This is a genomic window from Sedimentibacter sp. (assembly GCF_032080165.1).
Taxonomy (GTDB): domain Bacteria; phylum Bacillota; class Clostridia; order Tissierellales; family Sedimentibacteraceae; genus Sedimentibacter.
This window is the reverse complement of the sequence record NZ_DAMASY010000005.1, coordinates 98190-118333: the sequence shown is the minus strand read 5'-3', so window position 1 is coordinate 118333 and position 20144 is coordinate 98190. Positions and strand designations below refer to the sequence as shown.

The window sequence follows — 20144 nt, the reverse complement described above, 5'->3', positions numbered from 1 at the left end:
TTGTTAAAATAATTAGTCCAATTCTATATTCCAGTCTCCTAAAAGTATAGATGTTGGTGATTCAAAATATATTAAAAATCTTTTGCCCACATCATCTGCACTTGTTATCAGTTCTGTATAGCCGGTATGCTCATTTGGACCCAGACTATAACTTGAAATTCCGTTCACACTCACACCGTCCAACAGTTCATCCTCAGGTGAACTGCATTTCAGATTGATTATCAATTCATTTCCCTCAAGCCTTATATCAGCTACATTTATCTCAAAATTTCCTAAGTGTAATGTTTTGTCAATACTTTGCGTCTCCCCATCCTGAGGTTTAGTAATCCTCAGTTTTTCTGTTTTTACATCAGGATATTTTATATTGACGTATGGCAATACAAGCTTCAATCCTTCCTTATCCACTGTATCAAAATATATATCTGACATCGAGCTGCTGTATGACGACGGCAGGCTTGGATATGTTCTATTACCCATGGTGTCTGTCAGGTACACGCTTATCTCTGCATCGGGTGCTGAAAACCATGGACTTTGCAACAAGCCTTTACCAAGTGGATATCCCGCTAATATTTTATCCTCTGACCGATTCAACAAGCTTATCATCAGTTTATCTCCCATAGGTTTTTTTATGGCAACTATATCTATTCCCTTGTCACTTGCATGATTGCCCATTTGTAAAAAGTCTTCGATCTCAGTTGTTTTTTCCAATGTAAACGGAATCTCTAAATCCCCAAGCAACAGAGAATACTTTTCTGCCTCATTTTCCACCTCGAAATAATAATCTCCTTGCCACATCTTTGAGCCACCGCCTATGCTCCAATTTCCCGTGTGCATAATATTTCCGCCTTCGTCCCTTAACATCAACTCATAACGTCCATATGTTGAATGATTACTCTGAATCGAAATATTGAAATGCTTACCCAGTTTAGAAGCCGCTGTTATTTTTACAAACATGTCGCCATCTTCATACAATACCGGCTCCTGAAGTGCCAAAACACTTCCTTCTTCCTTGTCTATCAAGACATTATATCCGGGAACATATTGCAATGCACGTTTAATAGCTGCATCAACTTTATCAGGTCCTATTATAATTACTGAACTTATTATTATAATTAACGAAGCTGCAACAGCTGTGAGTATTTTTAACCGTCTGCTCTTTTTTGAGCTCTGTTGAATTTGGGCTTTTTTAAATCCTAACTCTATGCTTTCATCCAATCCGTCAGGGATAGGAATACTGTTCAACATACTATCAAGCTTATCTGTCATACTAACCCCTCCTCTATCTTCAACTTTTCCAATGCCCTGTAATATTTACTTTTAACTGTGCTTACCGAAATTTTCAGGTCATCGGAAATCATTTCAAATGTATATTCAAAATAAACCTTGAGAACAATGATATTCTTTTCATCAATGGATAAAGTTCTTAAATTATCCATAAAAATATTCACGCTTTCTCTGTCCTTTGCTTGCATTGTATTTACATTTGATAAGTCTTCTAATGAAATTAATTTGTTTTTCCTGAGTAAATCCTTTGATTTATTTGCCGCAATTTTTAATATCCATGATTTAAATTTTTCTTTATCTCTGATTTTATCCTTTGAAATGTATGCCTGATATGCACTTTCCTGCACAATATCTAAAGCATCAGCCTCGTTATTCACATAAGTATAAGCTATTCTATAAATATCATTTTTATATTGTTTAAATAACAATTCAAACTCTTTTTCATTTATTTTAATTTTGGTGCACCTCCTGCCTAAGAAGACCTTCTACACATAAGACGAAATAAAAACAAAAATAGTCTCATTATAAAAAAAAATTATATTACTAAATATCAATGGTATTTTTGCACCAACATTTATGATCTAATTGAATTGTTCAAAAAAATCAAAATGAAGGTTCATGCTATGAAAAATATAACACAAAACTTCAAAAATGATAATAGAATTTCAACAATTAACCCTCGATATGTTACATGAACAATATCGAGGGTCAAATTTATAGAGCACACTTAATTTACAGACCTTTTTCACAGGCTCGCAGTGTATATTTCTCTAATTAACTCTTATTTCTAAAAGCTTACCTTTCAATTCTTTTTCGATTCGGCTCAACTCGATTTCTGCTTCTTTCCTCTTCTGACGGCCTTCTGTCTGAATACGCATCACTTCATCGAGCGTTGAAATCAATGACTCATTGGTGATACGAAGTGTTTCAATATCCACAATTCCCCGCTCTGATTCTTTGGCTGTATCTATTGTTGCCGTTTTAAGTATTTCTGCATTTTTTCTTAATAACTCATTAGTCATATCCGTCACTTCCCTCTGAGCCTTTGCAGCCTGACCTGAATGCGTAACTCCCAGAGCTAAAACCATCTGACCTTTCCAGAGAGGAATTGTGTTGACAATTGTGGACTGGATTTTCTCAGCCATGATAGTATCATTTCCCTGAACCAGACGGATCTGCGGTGCCATTTGAATTGATATCATTCTGGTCAGCTCCAAATCATGAATCTTCTTCTCAAAACGGTTGCATATAGCAATCAAATCGTTAACCGCCTGTGCATCTTCCGGCAGACCGCTGGCAGCCGATTTTTCCATCAGTGCAGGTACTTCTTCCTTCTGAACCTTTTTTAGCTTCTTTTTACCGGCGAGTATATACATAGAAAGCTCTTTAAAATATGTTTTATTAAGTTCATACATTTTATCAAGCATTGCTATGTCTTTCAGAAGCTGTATCTGATTTGCTTCCAAAGACTCACAGATTTTATTTATATTTACTTCTGCCTTATCATATTTAGCCTTCATTGCTGCAAGTTTATTTGATGATTTTTTGAAGAACCCCAAAAATCCTTTTTCTTCTTCATCTACATCAAAACTTTTTAATTCCGTTACAACACCTGAAAGCATTTCACCTATTTCACCCAAATCTTTGGTTTTCACATTGTTCAGTGCAGACTCTGAGAAATCTGCTATTTTCTTCTGAGCTCCTACACCATACTGAAGAATCTGATTTGATTTTGTTAAGTCAATTTGATTTACAAAATCATCAATCATCTTTTTCTCTTCCGATGTCAGTGTACTTTCATCAAATACCGGCTTTTCAATCTGAGTGCTGTCCTTTTTTGCTGTTTCACCGTATAATTCCCCTTTAGCAGATACCTCATCACTAAAAGGTTCAAGGATTAATTTAGGTACTTCATTATTCATTGTTTTCTTCCCCTATAGTTTATTTTATATTCTTTTGGGCTAATCCTTCCTGCGCAAGCATGGTCTCCAATACAGATATATCTGTAGATACATCCATTGCTGCATCCTGGAACAGATCATCCAGCAAATTCTCAAATGCAAGATTAATAGTATCCATGGTATCTTCTATCTCTTTCTTGGCAGTTGATATATTTTCGCCTCTTACAGAATGGTAATCAAATTCTCTGTACGCATCCAGTAACTTTAATGTTGTTGGTAAAAAATACTCCGTAAATTTCTTTATTTCAGGAAATTTTTCAGGATGAGACTCCACATAATCAAAAATTTTTCCGGTTACTGCTTCAAGTCTGTCTAATTTTCGGGAGATTTCTTCTCCCGGTATCTCGCTATTTGCATTTCTGATTTTCCGAACATATTGCCGTCCTTCATTAATTGCTTTTCTGATTTCCGGCTCCAATGTATCCTTCTTAATAAATCTATCTTTCTGCGCCTGTTTCTGACGCAAGATCTCTTCTTTATTTTTTGCCTGTTCCTCCATTTCCCTCATTCTCATATTTTCCTGTAATTTAAGATACTGTTCATAGCTTTCGTTATTTAACATAAAACAGGTCTGTTTTTCATCAATATGCCCTTCAGGGAACATTCCGATATCAATCATTTTCCGCAAATCCTTAGCTATATATTTGCTGCTTCGTCCTGTAGCAGATGAAAAGTCCTTAATCATGAAGTAATTGCGGTCATGCATCTGTGCTACATACCTTTGGAACCTCTTTAATCTCTTTCGGATTCTGCCTCCGTTCAATAATAAAGCCGTACTTACCACAAAGCAGGGCAGTAGTATAAAGGTTATGATATCATACATAATGCCGATTCCAAGCTTATAGCCTATTATTGCCAATACGATTGATGCAATTAAAAGTATACTGCTTCCGATTGAACCAAATACAGTAAGTAACATGCCTGAAACCTTTCCAACCGGGACAGCAATTTTATCCGACTTAGGAACCGATTTATTTTTTTGATATCTTCGTTGATTATTATTAAAATTCCATGTTTGTGAAAATCTGTCATGACCATACTGATAATCATTACCCTTCCACGACTGATTATTCCATGTCTTATGATTGGCATGATTTCCTGCAATTGACCTTCTGGCCTCATCAAGTGCACCATTAACAACATTCCTGACATCATGATTCAGTCTATTAAAATCCATATTGTTCACCGCATCTTGAACAATATTACGAATTTCCTCACCTAAATTTAAACCTCCACGGTTATTCATATTAGCCTCCAAGCTTTTACCTTTTGAATAAGGCTTTATTCATTTAGCTAAATGATAAAATCTTCAATCAGCGTCTGATTAAATATTCTCCTAAAATCCACTTATTTCATTTGATAAATTATATCATATCCGGTTTTTGAAATCAATATTATTGAAAGAGTGCTTTTATTTGATTATATCATCAAGCCCATCAAGCGACAAATATATTCTTTACATTTTATAAAATAAAAAACAAGCAAATCTATTAGCTTAATTGGAAGCTATAGATTTGCTCAAATTTTTTCCGGTTTCATATAATATCTGCGCCGACAATTCAGTTAATTCATTTATATCTTTGTTAAAACATTCCTGTTTCTAAATCCCCAAAGTCCAATCACAGTCAGTATAGAAGAAAGGCAAAGGAGTAAAAATAGTGAGGTCAGCGGCAGATTTGTAATATCAATAGTGTAGTGAGTATATGCGAAAGGAGATATCTGCATTAGCGACCAATCAATAATCTGCCCTTCCCATGCCAGTTCCAGCATAACAGATGACAGCCAAACCCCCCACCCAAGTACCATCATTTTAGGGTACAAGCCATATAATAGCGCTGTTATACCTAAAAATATAAGTACAGGAGGGAGTTTTGAAACGCTCATAGTCAAAATAGACCAAAATCCACTGCTTACATCTCCAGCCGCAATTCCATAAAACAAGCCTCCCACAATACCCATAACCAGCAACAATGCTGCAGAACATAAAGCGGCTGCAATTAAATGACTGCTCATCCAACGAATTCGACTGACAGGCTTATCTAAGAGCATTTCTACCCTGCCTTCAGTTTCTTCTTTTTTAAGACGTGACACAGCGGTCATAGCATAAGCAGATACAAAAATTGACATCAGATAGATGCTGACACTAATAAATACATAACCTAACCCCGCCTCTTCTGACCAGCTTGTGCCTCCTAAACCTGACAGCCAATTACTCATTCCACCATCATTGGATAAGGTAGGTGAAATGGCTGCAAACACAGCAATATACAGTACTATTCCCACCATCCAGCCGGTAAAGCTTTTCTGGTGTAATCTCCAGGCTAATGCCAAAGGATTAGAAAAACGGGGACTTGCCTCCGGCAATCCTGGTCTGGCTAAAAGAATACCGGCTCCTATATCTCTGTGAGCAGATAGTTTATAGGCGATAATAGTGGGCACAGTCGCAAAAACAGCACAATACAGCAAAGCCCGGCTATAGTTACCTGCAAAGGGGCTGGTCACTCGCTGCCATGCCATTGGAGTTATCCATTTCAATAAGGTATAACCTCCTCCAAAGTTGTTCAGAATCGCCATCACCAACCCTATACCCAGCGCTGCAATACCAATGCCCCTGGCAGTTGAGCTGTTTTCGCGAAGTTGAACACCTAAAGCACCTACTCCGGCAAAAAAATACCCAATAGTTGACAGAGTTGCTCCGAAAATAAAAGCTCCTCGTGTATCACCCCCAAGAGCAATGATACTTAAAGCAATTAGTATTCCTGCTATTAAATTTCCAATAGTTGTAATAATGAGTGCCGCAGTCAGACTGGCATGGCGTCCTGCCGGATAAGCTCTGATCAGCTCACTGCGGCCTGTTTCTTCATCTGTACGTGTATTTCTGATCACTATAAGCAGGCTGCCAATTCCCAATGCTAACGACAGCTGTGAAACACCCCTCCATACAATAGCTCCGGAAAGATCAACAGACATGGCCGGACCAAGAAGGGCAGAAATCAATGGATCTTTATTGAATTCACTCAGAACATCCCCAAGATTCTGTCCGCCTATTGCAGTGAAGGTTACAGCGGTTACAAAAATTAGTGCAACAGAAAAAATTATCCAAAGAAGCAATAAGAATCTATCCCGACGTAAAAATAATTTAACAAGAGTTCCGGTACCTATAAAATCATTGGATTTCATAATTTTACTCCTCCTTTTTCATCAATATCATCACCATAATGACGCATAAAGAGTTCTTCCAGGCTGGGAGGTTCAACCGTCAAGGATCTAATCCCTAAAGGCAGCAATACCTCCATTATTTTCGTCATTGCACTTGAATCCACAGAAAAGCGATACTTCAATCCATCTCTGGATACATCGTGAATTCCAGGCAGGTTTTCTATTCCGATAGCGGTCTTGCCTGTTTCTACACTAATCGTTGTGCGGGTAAGGTGACGTAAGTTCTCTAAAGTACCTGATTCTACGATTTGTCCTTGTCGAATAATACTGACCCTGTCACAAAGGATTTCCACCTCTGACAGGATGTGACTTGACAGAAGTATAGTTTTCCCGGCTTTTTTTACTTCCGCCACACATTCCTGAAATATTACCTCCATTAATGGATCAAGCCCCGATGTAGGTTCATCCAGAAGGTACAATTCTGCATCACAGGAAAAAGCCGCTATTAGTGCAACCTTCTGTCGATTTCCTTTAGAATAAGTTCTGCTCTTCTTAGTTGTATCCAATTGGAAACGCTCTATGAGCTGATTTCTTTTAGAAATATTCAGCCCTCCATGAAGCCGCCCAAGGAAATCAATGACTTCTCCTCCTGATAGATCAGGCCACAAGGTAACATCACCGGGAACATAGACTAATCTGCGATGCAGTTCCACAGCATCCTTCCACGGATCTTTATCAAACAATGTTATTTCTCCGGCGGTTTTTCGTAAAATTCCTAACAGGATACGAATTGTAGTAGATTTTCCGGCACCATTTGGACCAATAAAACCATGTACTTCCCCTTTTTTCACTTCAAGATTAATTCCTTTTAAAGCCTGAGTTTTCCCAAATGACTTAGTCAAGTTTTGAATGTGAATTATATTCATATATATTCTCCTTTTATTTTAGATGTTTTATACCATTATAATATATATCTCTAAAACTATAATATATGACTACGGAATCTTTGTCAACATATTTTATATAATTTATATTGACCTATTATAAAACTTTTAGTATGATTAAATTGAGGTGAAAACATATGAATGGATATGAACGTAGATCGGAACTAAAAAAAGATAAAATACGTGCTGCAGCTTTAGATTTCTTTAGTATATACGGCACAGATAAAACCAGTATTAATGAAATCGCTCAAAGAGCAGGAGTTGCACCTGCCAGTATTTATAATTATTTTGGAAGCAAGGAAGGTCTTATAAAAGAAACAGTCTTAAATCTACTTGAAAGTAGTTGGAAAGAAAGAAAAGAACTGTGGGAAACGGATCTGCCTTTTCCTGAATTGCTAAAACGTACTTTATCAATGAAAGATGATTTCTTTGATCAAACTAATCCGGAGCTTTTAAGCATATTTGATACTGATATTGAGATTAAAAAGCTGATAGATAACTTCCATAAAGTCAGATACCCTTATATTGTCGGTTTATTTCTTGAAAAAGGACGCAAAGAAGGATATATACGAAGAGAGCTTTCCATTGAAGCTGCCATGCTTTATCTGAAAATGTATCAAAATTTAGCTCAAGAGCATGAACTACTAAAAAACGGAAATAAGGATTTGCTGAAAGAAGTATTTGACTTAATGATATATGGACTGATAGGAAATCCTATCGATGATGAGTCAGAGTAAATCATGCTCTGCTTCTGTTCATTTTTTTCTAAGCAAAAAACCTTGAATCAATTTTTATTAATTCAAGGTTTTTTTGGCAGTATTCGTATAATTATTGAATTTAATTCTTTTTTCTACCTCTTCGGATGGCTACACATTGTTTAACATCCTCCAATACGGCGGCATCTGTCACATTAACCATCAGCCACTTCTGACCCATACCCGTCTTTGTTTCGTGATATAACCGATGAAAATAATCTGTGAAATAGGGAAGCATCAGTTCAGTCTCCGTCCTCTCACGATCACCGATAACAATAAGGGCGATAAAGTATCCTTCCATTGGATACAAGGTACACAAAGTACGTCCTGCCTTTTTGTATTTCACATTCCATCCATACTGCATGGAACATCTGCTATATTCAAGCAATGGCTTGCTCTGATATTCTGTCTCTAAATGTTGGCACAGTTGTTCAAACAAAGGGCTGTTAACATAAGCACTGATTGTTGTCAATGATGGTTTTTGTACTCCGTTGGTTTTATCCCATGTTTCCTTCACTTTCAGCATCCTCTGTGAAGAACCTAATGGCAGCCATATCTCCATATAGCTTGTATCATAATTTGTATCATAATACATCTCCGCAGCAAAATTGCCGCAAGTCAGACTATGATCTTTCATCCATTTGTTCATGAATGCGGATGCTTTAAAAATTACGGAATTAATAAGCTCTGTAAAGTTTTCTGCCTCAAAGCAGCAAACAGCATATTCACCTTCCGGGAGCGTATAAGAAGCATATCCATCTGCTTGCGTATTTCCAGTGACTTCGGCTCCGGCCATATAAGTACAGCAGCCTTCTCTGGCATCTCCCATATAAAGAATTCCAACTTCATTGCCGTCCGGTAATAAATTCATAATATTTGATTTCTGGCGATGAAACTCATCCCATATAATCCCTGTAGTAGCTATACCGGTAGTTTTGCCTCCTGTTAATTCGGTATCGGGCACTTCACCTTTAATTCCAACAAATGTACGCGGTTTATCCAGTTTTCTGCGGGTCACTTCAACCACAATGCCATCAGCAATTAACGGTACATCTTCGTCAACTCTGACATAGTTCAATAATAAATCAGGCTTAATAAAATGATTAAGTATAACAGGACAAGCACGATACTCTTCAGGCGTAATTCCATACGCATCTTTAAACGCACGAGTAAAGTTGGAATGGTCCGAAAATCCATAATCAAGTACCACATCAACGATTCGTTTTTCTTTGCTTTTAAGAGCTTCCGTAGCTTTTGCCAGTCTCCGCAGCCTCACATATTCATTTACAGATTTTTTCACTAAACGTCCAAACAGACGCTGAAAATAATATGGTGATAATGCCGCTACATTTGCAAGAGCTTCTGTCTTTATATCCTCGGACAAATGATCTTCGATATAGTTCAAAGAATTTTGTACTGCTTCCCATGCATGCATATTAACACCTCCATGTATATAGAGTATCACAGATATGATCTGACCGCTTGTCACACAATGCTCTTTTGATACATATTAAATTCGCTCCTCATATTTCATTGCTTAGCAAACATCCTTGTGATCTATATTTCTTCGCTATCAACATTTAGCATTCTTACAATCCTAAAATAGCTTCAACATCTTCCGCTGCAAGCCACCCTTTCTCTCTCGCTGACTTTTCTCCATCTTCTATGTCAGACAACAGTCTAATCGCAGCCTTCAATTTTTCTAACTCTGATATTTTTACGATTGCATATTCGCCTCTGCCATTTCTTGTTAAATAAACTGGGTTACCTTCATGAACTTCATTAAGAACCTCTGTATAATTTCTTAAATCCGAAACCGGTTTAATATTTGGCATAATAATTCATCTCCTTAAACATTATTATACTCTTTACGCTGTGTAATATCAGGACAAATTAACATGTTAATTTGCAGCATCCGGACTACATTCCGCCCAGTCCAAGCAAGAAAATTTACATAAATTATAATTGTGAATCATCTTTGCTATCTTCTTAAATAATTTAGTACATCCGCTGCATTGGTATCCGTCTTCACTTTTCGCATAACCTCTTCTATAATTCCGTTTTCATCAATAACATATGTCGTCCTTACGACACCCATGCTTGATTTGCCATAAAGCTTCTTTTCCTTCCACACATCGTATGCTTTAATGGCTGTAAGCTCCGGATCTGAAAGCAAAATAAAGGGCAGATTATATTTATCTGCGAACTTCTGATGAGATGCCGAGCTGTCCTTGCTCACTCCTATAACAGCTACATCCATCTCAATGAATTCATCATACATACCCGCAAAGCCGCATGCTTGCTTTGAACATCCAGGGGTATTGTCCTTTGGGTAAAAATACAGCACAACCTTTTTCCCCGCAAAATCTGATAAAGCTACTTCATTTCCATCCTTATCCTTCAATATAAATTCAGGTGCCTTCGTTCCCTTTTCCAGCATATTGTTTTCCTCCTTTTATAAAAACATATGTACAATCGTCTGACAGACTATCATTATAAGAATAACCAAGCCTGTCAAACAATTTAATTTCTTCCGCATTTTTTGTCTTGTTTTCAGCCATAAAGCGTACCATTTCTCCTCTGGCCATTTTCACCTGTGTTCCCTTTTCAACTACCTTTTTTTCTTTCATTTCACCGAAAATACAACTGATAAATCTTATACTATTATCAACATACTCGGAAATACACCTGCTGTATTCCTTTGATGCAAGATTTACAATACAGTCACTCTGAGAAAATATCTCCTCAGCCAGCCTTTTACCCCAAAAATCATAGAGCGAATCAAATTTTCCAAGCTGCAGCTTCGCCTGCATTTCAAGCCTGTATGGCGTAACCCCGTCAAAGGGCTTTAGCATCCCGTAAAAGCCTGACAAAATGCGCAAATGTTCCTCTATATATTCAAACTCCGACCTTTTAAACACTCCCGGCCCCATGTACTGATATTGTATTCCTTCATAGGAGAGTATGGCAGGAGTCAAATTTGCGTATAAATTCATTCTTTGTATTCTTTCGTAATTCAGTTTAGCAATATTATCATTGCATTTCCATACATCCTTTGCCTCCGCATAGCACAACCCCTTCAAATACTCCAAAAGCACCTCTGTTTCCTTCATAAACTCAGGTGTACCCATATTCAAGGGAAAATCAGTATCTACCTTCATCTTTTTTGCCGGTGAAATAATAATTCTCATTTTCATCACTCACTTTTTTTGATTGATGTTTTATGACAGTCTCTTTGCTTGAACTGTTAAGTATTTATTAATAGTTGCATAAAACTTCTTAAACTATCAATAGCTTCCTTCAAAATAGTTTATCAATATATCCTTAATATAATTATATCTCCTTGCATAGGAGTTTTCTATCCTGATTAGTTCGAAACCGTGTTTTTTGCATATTGCATTCTTTTTTTCATCTCTTTTTCTTACGGCATCATCCTCCATATGCTCTTTACCATCTAATTCTATTGCAAGTATGGGAATTTCTCTTTTACCGTATTCCTTTTCATAAACTACAAAATCAAATCTGCCGGAATAAAATAAATCGCTGCCGGAAATATTGTCTTTGAATACATGAGAAATACTGACTTCCTTATGAACCGTACATTTCCTTTTATTGTACAAAACATTGTCCAAGGCAAGCTTTAAGCTTTGTAAAAACGCTTCTTCTGTTTCCGTCGTATATGGCTTTACACCTAATGCTCTTGATGACACGGATTTTTCCGCTACCATGTATTCACCGTTTGTCTTCACATATTCGGTTAAATCATACAAATCATCATCTGAATTATTTTTATGCAATCTGTCTAAATTTTTACCGCTGGAGAACACGATTAATTGTTCCTTTGCCCTTGAGGTTGCAACATTAATTAATTCTTTGTTGTTTTTCAGCCACTCATATGTACGTGAGGTTGTTTTGTCAGTTACAGCCAGTGAGAATAATATAACGTCCTTTTCATCTCCCTGAAAAGCATGAACCGTACCGCATGTTACATCATTAATTCCTTTTTCCTGCAGCAGGGCTTCAATATGTTTTTTCTGATTTACGAATGGAGTTATTATCCCGATTTTTTTATCTCTGTTTTCCTCAACAAATTTAACTATCTTATTTGCTTCTGTCGGTGATGTATTTTTTATATCTGTATTGTTATCTTCAACATCTATAAAAACAAGAGGCTTTTCGTTATTTATACTGCTCTTTATATTCAGTTTTCCGTTATAATATTTTTTATTGTTGAACTCAATAATCTTTTTGTGACATCTGTAATGATAGCTTAAAAGTATTTCATCACTGACAGCATCACATGCTAAAAACGTCTTATATATTGAGTTGCTGATGTAATCATACTCATTAGCTGCAGAATATTTTTTCTTCAGAATAGCATTGTCTCTCTCGCTAAGCAGCACAACCGGATTCAGCTGCTGAGGATCTCCCACCAGCATTAGATTTTCTCCCCTTATTATTGGAACCAATGATATTGCAGTGTTACATTGACTGGCTTCGTCAATAATGACCATATCAAAATATTGCTTAGGCTCCCCAAGTTTATGTGCTGAAATACAAGTTGTGGCACATATAGGAAAAACGCGCATAAATTGCTTAAGTTTTTCTTCATCCTTTAAGTACTGATTAAACAGCTTAGTTTTGAGCTCTTTATCCTCAAGATATATAATCTCCAACAAATCCTTATATTTTGGTTCATCAAGCCTTTTAATATATTTAGCCGAAATATAATATAAATATTTTAAAAAATCCTCTTCATCATCGGATATCAGGCTAACTGCCTCCTCATCCGTCACTTCACCCAAGGATTTCAATAATTTCTCAACTTCATACAGCTGTCTTCCCTGCAAATCCGCCTGGAAAGTAAATTGATCGTATGTGCTTATAAGCTTTTCGATAGTTTCCTTTCTTTCCTTGAGCTGAAGAATCTGCTCGTGCTTTTTTAACAGCTTAGTCAGTTTTTTAGCTCTCTCAATCTTATCTCCCTTGTTCTTCTCGAGAGTTTTATCAAATATATCTATTTTTTTAGTACGCTCGTATATATCCTTTATAAAGTCGAGACTTTCCGCTACCTTTTCATTGTTTCATAAACGTACAACAGGAAAAGGTACAATCTTATCCCTGTAACTTATACTTTGAAAGGTTTGAAACACACTGTCAATGGGATGGTTGTTGTATGATGCGAACAAAACGGTTCTTTCATTAAAGAAAGCTGTGATAATTGTATTGATAATAGTATTTGTCTTACCTGTTCCGGGCGGTCCCTGGATATACGCAATGGGATATTTCATGGCAATGTTTATCGCCAAAAGCTGATCTATATTTACTTTCTTATTTAAAAGAGCAATGGGATACTCCTTCCTTCTTTCGGGATGCTTTACTAAATCTCCGAAGAAAGCTTTAACAGGAATCGTAACTTTATCCTCACTATACATATTGATAATTGCTTCATATTCATGTTCAAGGTCAATAATCAGATCCATACCTATTGCTATTATGTAAGGCATGTCATCTACACCGTTAATCTGAGGATTTGAATTTGTGATTTTATCCTTAATTATTTCCTGATTCTTTTCAAATTCATCCAACAAGCAGTAATCATCCGCATCCAAAAACTGTCGTATGCTTTGCTTGCTTCCGTCTATTGAATACTCCTGACAAATGGTTATTTCATCATCTGCTTTTAATAATCTGTTGCGAACATCGAGATTAACTCTTCGAAATGCTAAAACATACAAACCCTTTTTAGTATTGATGCTCATCACATTTACACAAAGCTGTTTTAATTTATTCCGGGTATGTGAGTTGACAGCTTTATGCTGAAAGCTGTTGACGATATCCTTAAATTGATCCTCGCTCAGCTTATAGCTTCCGGAAGCAAGACAATCCCTGTCTAAACGGTCAATAAGAAAATATTCGCATTTATATGGAGTGGAGTCCAATTTGTTGCAATCTGCCAGATAGCTCAGTATTTTAAAATTGGCTGTATTTTGAAATAAATTTTTGTATTTATGAGGATTAAGATGTATATCTTCAACCAATGTATTATTTATACGACAATATGACCCGTCAATCACATGAGACTTTTTAATTGAATCTATGTAAATATTAAGCTCGCACAAGCTGTATTGTGACAAATGAAGGCCATCCACAATAAGTATTTTGCGTACCGGATCAATATTCTTAATTCCAATCCAATATTTAGTTACCTTGTCTTCCTGATTTTTATATTCAATGCTTAACCATTTTCCTTCATGTACAGCTTTGAATATGTCCCTGTAAATACTGTTCATAGCGCACCCTATACAGTTGATGTAATTATATTTAACAAAAATATTATATCATATCCGAACCGAGTGCAGCGCAAGCTCGCTTGCATTGCCGAGGTGATGGTATGATATATGCATTATACCATAATTTTGCAATTATAACAGTAAAACTTATACAAGCTATGAAATACTGAGCTTTCCTCTATAATAAAGAATACGTGTTGTAAATCTTAATAAAATATAAAAAAGGAAGACCCCGCTCTCAGGATCATCCCTTGTAAGAATTCAGGTACTTCATTATCATTGTTTTTCTTACCTGTAATTTATTTTATATTTTTTTGTGATAATCCTTCCTGCGCAAGCATGGTCTCCAATACCGATATATCGGTAGATACATCCATTGCCGCATCCCGGAACAAATTATCGAGCAGATTCTCAAATGCAAGATTGATGGTATCCATGGTGTCTTCTATCTCTTTCTTGGCAGTTGATATGTTTTCACCTTTTACAGGCTGATTGTCAAATTGTCTGTAGGCATCCAGTAATTTTAATGTTGTCGGTAAAAAGTACTCCGTAAATTTCTTTATTTCAGGAAATTTTTCCGGACGAGACTCTACATAATCGTAAATTTTTCCCGTTACTTCTTCAAGTCTGTCTAATTTGCGTGAGATTTCTTCTCCCGGTATTTCGATATTAGCATTTTTTATTTTCTGAACATATTGCCGTCCTTCATTGATTGCTTTTCTGATTTCAGGCTCCATTATATCCTTTTTGTTAAATTTATCTTTCTGCTCCCGTTTCTGCCGCAAGGTCTCTTCTTTTTCCCTCATTCTCATATTTTCCTGCGACCTGAGATACAGTTCATAGCTATCGTCGTCTAACATAAAATAGGTCTCTTTATCATCAATATGTCCTTCAGGAAACATCCCTACGGCAATCATCTTGCGCAAATCCTTAACTATATATTTGCTGCTTCTTCCCGCAGCAGAAGAAAAGTCCTTAATCATGAAGTAGCTGAGGCCATGCGTCTGTTCCACATACCTTCGGAACCTCTTTAATCTCTTTCTTATTATACTTCCGTTCGCTAATAAAACCGTACTTCCCACAAAACATGGCAGCAGTACAAAAGCTGTGATACTGTACATAACGCTGATTCCAAGCTTGTAGCCTATTGTCCCAGTTACCATTGATGCAATTAAAAACATACTGCTTCCGATTGAACCAAGTACAGTAAATACTGTACCTGAAACCCTTCCAACCGGAACAGCAGTTTTATTCGACTTAGCAGACAATTTGCGTTTTCCCGCAACTGACCTCCTGACCTCATCAAGTGCACCATTAGCAACATTTCGAACATCATGATTCAATCTATTAAAATCCATACTGCTCACCGCATCCTGAACAATATTACGAATTTCCTCACCAAATTTAAACCTCCGCGTTTATTCATATTAGCCTCCAATCTCTTACCTTCTGAACAGAACCTTCTTCCCTGAATAATAAAATCATCATAGTGTCCGATTAAATATTCTCCTGAAATTTTCTTATTTCATTTGGCAAGTTATACCATATCCAATTTTTGAAATCAATATTATAGAAAATGCAGGCACACTCTTTCGGTACTTACTCCACAAAATTTATCCCTTTGGCAGCCTGAAGCAGCAATTTCATTAAAATATCACTGCAGAGCACAAATAAATAGCGAGCATGTCTTAAGCATTACCCGCTATAATTATATGCTATTAAACTATTAGTCTCATTAGACTTTCATTAATTCTTGCTTAAAAAATATCAAGAATATATATTTAAACAACAAAACTTACACAACATCTCAGGGTTACCTTAAATAATTGGACGCATTAAGCTTTTATGTCTTCTTTCTTTTAAACTATACGAACTGCATACGTTAATTACAGGTACAGCCTTACTTTCTGCATATTCTACTATATATCTTGTCCCATCAATGCTTCCGTCATAATAACAAATTAATCTGCTGCTGTTATCCACCATGTACCTGTTTCTTTCATGATAGCATCCGCTTTGATAATGTTTATATAAAGTAATTACCTCATCACATCCGGACAAAATATTAAAATATTTTTCTCTGTCCTGCTCTTTCCATCTCGATGCTTGTTCTTCAAACGGTACTACTGCAATAAGGTTAATATGAACAGGATCTGTATGCCTTACTATTTGTTTTCGCAATAAAACCTGCTCCGCGCAAATCAAGTCAAACCCATAACATGCACCAAACATGAATGTATCGTAACCATCTGATATTGCTTTATTAATTTCACAAATCAAGCTTTGTATCATTAAATTAAATTCATTCCTGCTTTTAGGTAATTTCTCGGTTCTATATCCGCTGAAGCACAGGGTTTTATTTACTTTATACTCTTGATTCATAACAATCTCCTCTATTGCGTAAAACATGTACTAATTGTACTGTACTTTCGGTACATTGTCAATGCTTTTTACTATAAGTATAATGAATCTAAGAGGTGTTATCTATGGTTGGAAAAATAATAAGAAAATTAAGAATCGAAAAGGGAATAACGCAAAACGAATTATCAAACTATTTAGGATTAACCCCTAAAATGATTTCTTTTTATGAATTAGGTGAGAGATTTCCACCATATGATATTATTAATAAGCTTGCTGATTATTTTAATGTTTCCACAGATTATCTGCTAGGAAGAAGCGACATAAAAAATCCGGAGAAATTGCTTAGTGATTATAGCAATTTAAGCACAGATGATTTGAAAGTATTAGAAGAATGCATAGAACTAAAAATAAAAGATAAATGATATAGAGCCCATTGATTTCAGCGGGAGATTCGCTAACTCATTGTTCTTCTATATATTTATCATCAATATATTGTATAATGGAAGAAAATAATTTTTCAGATAATACAAATGTTTCCTCATCATAAACAACAAGAAATACCGTCATTTCATTTTTCAGAAGAAAGTCTCCTATAACTGAAATAGCTACTTTCAATGCTTCATCCTTTGGATAACCAAATACCCCTGTAGATATCAGCGGAAAAGCAATGCTTTTTAGCTTATATTCCTTCGCCAATGCAAGTGAATTTTTATAGCAGTCACCCAATAATTTTTCTTCACCATATTTTCCACCCTGCCAAACAGACCCAACCGTGTGAATCACATATTTTGCCGGAAGCTTGTATCCTTTTGTTATTTTAGCTTCTCCTGTCCTGCATCCGCCAAGGGTACGGCACTCAGCAAGCAGCTCAGGTCCTGCGGCTCTGTGTATTGCACCGTCAACCCCTCCGCCGCCAAGCAATGATGAATTGGCTGCGTTTACGATGGCATCGGCGTGGACCTTGGTTATATCGTTTCGGATTATTTTAAGCGGCATGTTGGTACCTCCTTATTTTATGGCTCTCAAATAAATGCTCCCATTCCATTATCATTATCCCTTATGTAATTCCATCCTCATACTTTAAATATTATACCATATTTCTGTAATTATAAAGATTTTATTTATTATTAGGATCTTACTATAGTACAAACAAATAACGAGCATGTCATAAACATTGCCCGCTATTATTATATACTATTAAACTGTTTGCCTCATTAAACTTTCTCTTTTATCTGTATGAAGCAATAATAACTTCATTGCATTTCTGAAATAACTTAATAATTTTTTCCTGTCTAACTTACCAGATCATTATATTTGCCAATCAAAGAATCCTTAACGGATAATGCCATATAATATGCCATCCTGACCGGCACGGCATTTCCCACCATTTTATAACCGGCACTGAGATTGTCATAATAAAATTTAAAGATGTCCGGAAAGGTCTGAATGCGTGCACATTCTCTTACGCTCAATCTCCTGTATAAATGTTCCTGTCCCGGCACAAATATTCTTTTATTATAATCAATGAAAAGCATTTTCGGTGCCTGAGGATGTATGGGGGCATGTCTCCCGCCGGCCTGGATGGTGAATGATGGTTCGTCCCACGAACGAACTCTGTTGCGTGACATATATATTGATGAAAAGTTTCCCGTCATATATTCGTGATTGCTAATGATACAGCTGTTTCCGTTAGTTTTATTATGATTTAATGCAGGTATGGCGTTATCCTTCAGATCCCATATTGCATATCTCAAATTATATTTTTTATTATTGACTGAAGGAAATCTGTAGCTTATTTTCAAGTCTTTTCTGAAGCCTACATAAAATACTCTCTTTCTGTCCTGAGGCACACCATAATCAATTGCATTCAGCAGATTTATATAAGTATCATAACCGGCGTCACAAAGCATTTTAATTATGTTATTTACCGCCGGTTTATGTATTTCCGACAACATGCCCGATACATTTTCGGCAACAAAAAATTTAGGTTTTTTATCTTCTAAAATTCTTATAAATTCATAAAACAACTTTCCTCTGTCATCATTTATACCTCGTTGAGTTCCCGCTTCGCTCCAGCTCTGACACGGCGGTCCGCCTATTATGCCGTCACATTCCGGAATCTCATATGATTTTATTGCTCTTATATCCCTTACATCCAATAAATGCGAATGATTTTTTCTGTAGGTTTCAAAAATTGCTTTGTCAAATTCATTAGCCCATACAATATTAAAGCCGGCATTTTTAAATCCTAAATCCAAGCCTCCCGCTCCCGAAAATAAACTTACTAATTTCATTTTTCCACCTCTGCCATGATCTTATAAAAACAACATTTCCGAACATTCGTTCTATGTGGAGTATATAACATTTTACATTTATTGTCAATAATTTTGTGAAAAATAAAAAACAGCCTTAAATTATCAAGACTGCTTACTACTGCCACGGTTCATATTGTGTATATAGGCTTTGTGGTATTCCAACTAAGTTTACATCAAATTTAAGACTCGACTCAACCAGTGTACTGGCACTGTGTATTCTCATTGATATAGCCCATCCATTATCACATGTTGTAATTATAGTATTTTTTGAATTTGATTTGTACCTTATATCATAAAATTCAGTAGGCATTATCAACCTCGGTACTATGGTCTGAGGTTTTATTTTTTCAAAACTCTTGTTTAATGTACCGTATATATTAAAAGCAGATATCTGAGTAACCTTTTTACTATTTCTGCTGATTACCTTATAAAAATCATTCCTGCCAAGCAAATAGCTCAAAAATCTCTGAGGTACAATTGCAGGATGTTCCGCTTCCAATCTCCGAAGCTCTTTTACAAATGAATTCAATATAGGAACATAAACCTCATCCTCCTTGTTTTTTACAGCTCTCCATTCAATTCCTCCTGCCTTCAATTCTTCAAGCATATTAAAAACCGGCGAAATATCATTGAAGTACTCCTCAGAACAAGGAATTTGAAGCCATTTATCCCCGAAATCAATCGTCTTAGACAACCGGGAATGCTTCACGGCAGCATGATTATGCTTACAGCTTATGCCTATTTCCCAATCAGAATCCTTCCTCAGTGCAAGAATATCCCTCACATCTCCTTCCTTGCCTGCTTTATCGGGTTGTAACGTAAGAAATAATCTTTCATTATGCGAATTTGTAAGCATTGGTTCTAAACGGGCAATAACTCTGACCGCTGCCATAGCAGCCTTATCCATTTTATTTCTTAAGTCGGTGCTTAATAAAGCATAGTCTCTTTCAGCCACTATCACCGCATCGGCAGCTAAAATTTCCACCGTATTGTCCGAATTCTCCAAAAATCTTTTAAATGCAATCAAGCATGCATATTCGTAAGCCTTACCGTTCTTAGATTGTACAGCCAT

At 36.2% G+C, this 20144-nt stretch carries 18 protein-coding genes and 1 pseudogene; 2 read left to right on the top strand and 17 right to left on the bottom strand.

What is annotated here, in order from left to right; translation table 11 throughout:
* Positions 1-12: 12 nt before the first annotated feature.
* From RT412_RS08765 to RT412_RS08740, 6 genes are all read right to left on the bottom strand, one after another.
* Positions 13-1266 carry a hypothetical protein gene (locus RT412_RS08765; RefSeq protein ID WP_313340114.1) on the bottom strand — a complete coding sequence of 418 codons (1254 nt, stop codon included), beginning with the start codon at positions 1264-1266 and terminating at the stop codon, positions 13-15.
* Entirely contained in the window at positions 1263-1712 is a 450-nt protein-coding gene (locus tag RT412_RS08760; RefSeq protein WP_313340112.1) for a sigma-70 family RNA polymerase sigma factor, read from the bottom strand. The genes RT412_RS08765 and RT412_RS08760 overlap by 4 nt, the downstream gene beginning before the upstream one ends.
* A 342-nt stretch (positions 1713-2054) precedes the next feature.
* Positions 2055-3206: a toxic anion resistance protein gene (locus RT412_RS08755; RefSeq protein WP_313340111.1), complete on the bottom strand. Its 1152-nt coding sequence runs from the start codon at positions 3204-3206 to the stop codon at positions 2055-2057.
* A 19-nt stretch (positions 3207-3225) separates the two neighbouring features.
* Positions 3226-4491, bottom strand: a complete 1266-nt coding sequence (locus tag RT412_RS08750) for a 5-bromo-4-chloroindolyl phosphate hydrolysis family protein (protein WP_313340109.1) — start codon at positions 4489-4491, stop codon at positions 3226-3228.
* Between the two features lie 326 nt (positions 4492-4817).
* Positions 4818-6425: a hypothetical protein gene (locus tag RT412_RS08745; protein WP_313340107.1), complete on the bottom strand. Its 1608-nt coding sequence runs from the start codon at positions 6423-6425 to the stop codon at positions 4818-4820.
* The gene (locus tag RT412_RS08740; protein ID WP_313340105.1) at positions 6422-7330 is read right to left on the bottom strand and encodes an ABC transporter ATP-binding protein; all 909 of its coding nucleotides are present in this window, start codon (positions 7328-7330) and stop codon (positions 6422-6424) included. Before RT412_RS08740 ends, RT412_RS08745 begins: the two co-directional genes overlap by 4 nt.
* 155 nt (positions 7331-7485) lie before the next feature.
* Here RT412_RS08740 and RT412_RS08735 point away from each other — a divergent pair, with 155 nt between their 5' ends.
* Positions 7486-8085: a TetR/AcrR family transcriptional regulator gene (locus RT412_RS08735; RefSeq protein ID WP_313340103.1), complete on the top strand. Its 600-nt coding sequence runs from the start codon at positions 7486-7488 to the stop codon at positions 8083-8085.
* Between the two features lie 100 nt (positions 8086-8185).
* Here the strand turns inward: RT412_RS08735 and RT412_RS08730 are convergent, their stop codons facing one another.
* The 8 genes from RT412_RS08730 to RT412_RS08695 all read right to left on the bottom strand — a co-directional run bounded on the left by RT412_RS08730 (position 8186) and on the right by RT412_RS08695 (position 16778).
* The gene (locus tag RT412_RS08730) at positions 8186-9538 is read right to left on the bottom strand and encodes a DUF3788 family protein (protein WP_313340101.1); all 1353 of its coding nucleotides are present in this window, start codon (positions 9536-9538) and stop codon (positions 8186-8188) included.
* A gap of 154 nt (positions 9539-9692) precedes the next feature.
* Positions 9693-9938 carry a type II toxin-antitoxin system prevent-host-death family antitoxin gene (locus tag RT412_RS08725; protein WP_179238998.1) on the bottom strand — a complete coding sequence of 82 codons (246 nt, stop codon included), beginning with the start codon at positions 9936-9938 and terminating at the stop codon, positions 9693-9695.
* Positions 9939-10084: 146 nt separating this feature from the next.
* Positions 10085-10543, bottom strand: a complete 459-nt coding sequence (bcp, locus tag RT412_RS08720; protein ID WP_313340098.1) for a thioredoxin-dependent thiol peroxidase — start codon at positions 10541-10543, stop codon at positions 10085-10087.
* Positions 10515-11294, bottom strand: a complete 780-nt coding sequence (yaaA, locus tag RT412_RS08715; protein WP_313340418.1) for a peroxide stress protein YaaA — start codon at positions 11292-11294, stop codon at positions 10515-10517. The genes bcp and yaaA overlap by 29 nt, the downstream gene beginning before the upstream one ends.
* A gap of 96 nt (positions 11295-11390) precedes the next feature.
* A complete protein-coding gene (locus tag RT412_RS08710) occupies positions 11391-13052 on the bottom strand; it encodes an AAA domain-containing protein (protein WP_313340416.1) in 1662 nt (553 codons plus the stop codon).
* A gap of 135 nt (positions 13053-13187) precedes the next feature.
* Entirely contained in the window at positions 13188-14396 is a 1209-nt protein-coding gene (locus RT412_RS08705; protein ID WP_313340096.1) for an AAA domain-containing protein, read from the bottom strand.
* Positions 14397-14695: 299 nt separating this feature from the next.
* Positions 14696-15754 (bottom strand): 5-bromo-4-chloroindolyl phosphate hydrolysis family protein, encoded by a 1059-nt coding sequence (locus tag RT412_RS08700; RefSeq protein ID WP_313340095.1) that lies wholly within the window; start codon positions 15752-15754, stop codon positions 14696-14698.
* Between the two features lie 460 nt (positions 15755-16214).
* Complete coding sequence (locus RT412_RS08695) at positions 16215-16778, bottom strand: SLOG family protein (protein WP_313340094.1); 564 nt, start codon at positions 16776-16778, stop codon at positions 16215-16217.
* A gap of 104 nt (positions 16779-16882) precedes the next feature.
* Between RT412_RS08695 and RT412_RS08690 the strand changes: the two genes are divergently transcribed.
* Positions 16883-17179 (top strand): helix-turn-helix transcriptional regulator, encoded by a 297-nt coding sequence (locus RT412_RS08690; RefSeq protein ID WP_312813810.1) that lies wholly within the window; start codon positions 16883-16885, stop codon positions 17177-17179.
* Positions 17180-17222: 43 nt separating this feature from the next.
* Here RT412_RS08690 and RT412_RS08685 read toward each other — a convergent pair.
* The 3 genes and pseudogenes from RT412_RS08685 to RT412_RS08675 form a co-directional block, all read right to left on the bottom strand.
* Positions 17223-17753: pseudogene (locus RT412_RS08685) on the bottom strand (O-acetyl-ADP-ribose deacetylase); the annotation flags it as partial.
* Between the two features lie 296 nt (positions 17754-18049).
* Positions 18050-19051, bottom strand: a complete 1002-nt coding sequence (locus tag RT412_RS08680) for a DNA cytosine methyltransferase (protein ID WP_313340092.1) — start codon at positions 19049-19051, stop codon at positions 18050-18052.
* Between the two features lie 136 nt (positions 19052-19187).
* A complete protein-coding gene (locus RT412_RS08675; RefSeq protein WP_313340090.1) occupies positions 19188-20144 on the bottom strand; it encodes a HaeIII family restriction endonuclease in 957 nt (318 codons plus the stop codon).

Bases quoted from the DNA above. Each gene is read 5' to 3' on its own strand.
- yaaA (WP_313340418.1), bottom strand. From the start codon at position 11,294: ATGAGAATTATTATTTCACCGGCAAAAAAGATGAAGGTAGATACTGAT.
- RT412_RS08730 (WP_313340101.1), bottom strand. From the start codon at position 9,538: ATGCATGCATGGGAAGCAGTACAAAATTCTTTGAACTATATCGAAGAT.
- RT412_RS08675 (WP_313340090.1), bottom strand. From the start codon at position 20,144: ATGGCTGTACAATCTAAGAACGGTAAGGCTTACGAATATGCATGCTTG.
- RT412_RS08725 (WP_179238998.1), bottom strand. From the start codon at position 9,938: ATGCCAAATATTAAACCGGTTTCGGATTTAAGAAATTATACAGAGGTT.
- RT412_RS08750 (WP_313340109.1), bottom strand. From the start codon at position 4,491: ATGAATAACCGTGGAGGTTTAAATTTAGGTGAGGAAATTCGTAATATT.
- RT412_RS08680 (WP_313340092.1), bottom strand. From the start codon at position 19,051: ATGAAATTAGTAAGTTTATTTTCGGGAGCGGGAGGCTTGGATTTAGGA.
- RT412_RS08755 (WP_313340111.1), bottom strand. From the start codon at position 3,206: ATGAATAATGAAGTACCTAAATTAATCCTTGAACCTTTTAGTGATGAG.
- RT412_RS08745 (WP_313340107.1), bottom strand. From the start codon at position 6,425: ATGAAATCCAATGATTTTATAGGTACCGGAACTCTTGTTAAATTATTT.
- RT412_RS08735 (WP_313340103.1), top strand. From the start codon at position 7,486: ATGAATGGATATGAACGTAGATCGGAACTAAAAAAAGATAAAATACGT.
- RT412_RS08705 (WP_313340096.1), bottom strand. From the start codon at position 14,396: ATGAACAGTATTTACAGGGACATATTCAAAGCTGTACATGAAGGAAAA.
- bcp (WP_313340098.1), bottom strand. From the start codon at position 10,543: ATGCTGGAAAAGGGAACGAAGGCACCTGAATTTATATTGAAGGATAAG.
- RT412_RS08740 (WP_313340105.1), bottom strand. From the start codon at position 7,330: ATGAATATAATTCACATTCAAAACTTGACTAAGTCATTTGGGAAAACT.
- RT412_RS08765 (WP_313340114.1), bottom strand. From the start codon at position 1,266: ATGACAGATAAGCTTGATAGTATGTTGAACAGTATTCCTATCCCTGAC.
- RT412_RS08695 (WP_313340094.1), bottom strand. From the start codon at position 16,778: ATGAATCAAGAGTATAAAGTAAATAAAACCCTGTGCTTCAGCGGATAT.
- RT412_RS08690 (WP_312813810.1), top strand. From the start codon at position 16,883: ATGGTTGGAAAAATAATAAGAAAATTAAGAATCGAAAAGGGAATAACG.
- RT412_RS08700 (WP_313340095.1), bottom strand. From the start codon at position 15,754: ATGGATTTTAATAGATTGAATCATGATGTTCGAAATGTTGCTAATGGT.